At 59.6% G+C, this 1,249-nt stretch carries 2 protein-coding genes; both read right to left on the minus strand.

All coding sequences use genetic code 11. From position 1 onward, the window contains the following. The coding region (locus ACF1AK_RS36380) for a hypothetical protein (RefSeq protein WP_391503087.1) at positions 1-220 on the minus strand (220 nt) is incomplete at its 3' end. 169 nt (positions 221-389) lie between these two features. Then, positions 390-809, minus strand: a complete 420-nt coding sequence (locus ACF1AK_RS36385; RefSeq protein ID WP_003944284.1) for a hypothetical protein — start codon at positions 807-809, stop codon at positions 390-392. Between the last annotated feature and the right edge of the window lie 440 nt (positions 810-1,249).

The following is a 1,249-nucleotide window of genomic DNA, read 5'->3' on the forward strand; positions in this document are numbered from 1 at the left end:
CTGTCTGAAACTTCCATGCTCGGACTGCGGCGTCGGCTCGGGGTCCGACACTGTTGTAGAACACGTCGCCGATTCTCGATTTGTCGCCCGCGAACAGTGCCACTACGACGGTGTTGCTGTCGGGTGGGAACCAGCAGATCAGCCGAAATGCGATGTCGGGGTCGAACGGATGGGCAGTGCGCCAGACCTGGTGTTGACCTGATTGGCGGACTCGTTTCAAGTCGGGTTCATCTTCTTGTGGACAGCCTCGCAGGCTCCGCAACAGCGAGAGTGCATCGGCGGCCCACGCGAGGAGGCGCCGGGAGAGCTCGTCTCCTCCTCTGGCCGCGAGAGACCCGATTCGCCTCGTGGACTGAGGAAAATCGGGTCTCTCGATTTGCTTTGGTGAGCTACTCGGCCAATCGACGCAGACCGAGTACTGCCTCTGCGGCGGCGATTGCTTCTTCCTTACGTTCGCTCCAGCCCACGTTATCCCCCGCGTCGATCATGATTGGGTTTCGCAGGGGCACCTCGTACGGAAGCGTCCCGATACCGGTGGAAACCCACAGGTGGAACGCGCCGCCAACCTTCCATCCACCGTCCGACTTCAGTATCGCGGCGACGTTGTGGGTGACATTGAGCCACTGCGTCGCCCCGATTCCGCCGTCGTCGTATTCGTAAATAGGGCTGACGCGTTTTCCGGGGCCACGGCCTCGGTTGTATTCCTCGTCCGGAGTCGCCGCAACAGGGAACCCGTCCAGCCAATACTCCTTAATGATGGCCCTCACCTCGTCGCCCAGCAACGCCCAACCATCGGCATAGCCCGTCATTCTTTCCTCTTCGTTGTGTGCCCTGCCGACTGGCACTGTTCTACGCACGCGTATCCATGACCATTCAAGCGGACATATTTCCAATACTGACTCGGTAAAATCCTCGCCCTGGAGCAACGGCCGCGACCAGTCAATCCGACGTACCCTCGAACAATCGCTCAATCCGACGCACATGTTCACGCGTATAACCAGTCCGACGAACAACCTCCACCTGCGAAACTCCAGACTGTCGCGCGCGCCAAATCTCGCCGTACAGAGCATCCCGAGCAGCCTTCTCCGCGACTACTGCACGCTTGTGCGCCTCGACGGCCTTCTCCAGCGGATCCATGCAGGTGACGTTACCGTCCGACCTGGACGCGAAACGATTCTGAACCGAGTCCACCCTGAATGCTCGGCCAAATGTCCTTCTCACACTTGCCAATGTGACATGCATGAGGCAT

This window comes from Kitasatospora sp. NPDC015120 (genome assembly GCF_043080305.1).
Taxonomy (GTDB): Bacteria; Actinomycetota; Actinomycetes; order Streptomycetales; family Streptomycetaceae; genus Kitasatospora.

Bases quoted from the DNA above. Each gene is read 5' to 3' on its own strand.
- ACF1AK_RS36385 (WP_003944284.1), bottom strand. From the start codon at position 809: ATGACGGGCTATGCCGATGGTTGGGCGTTGCTGGGCGACGAGGTGAGG.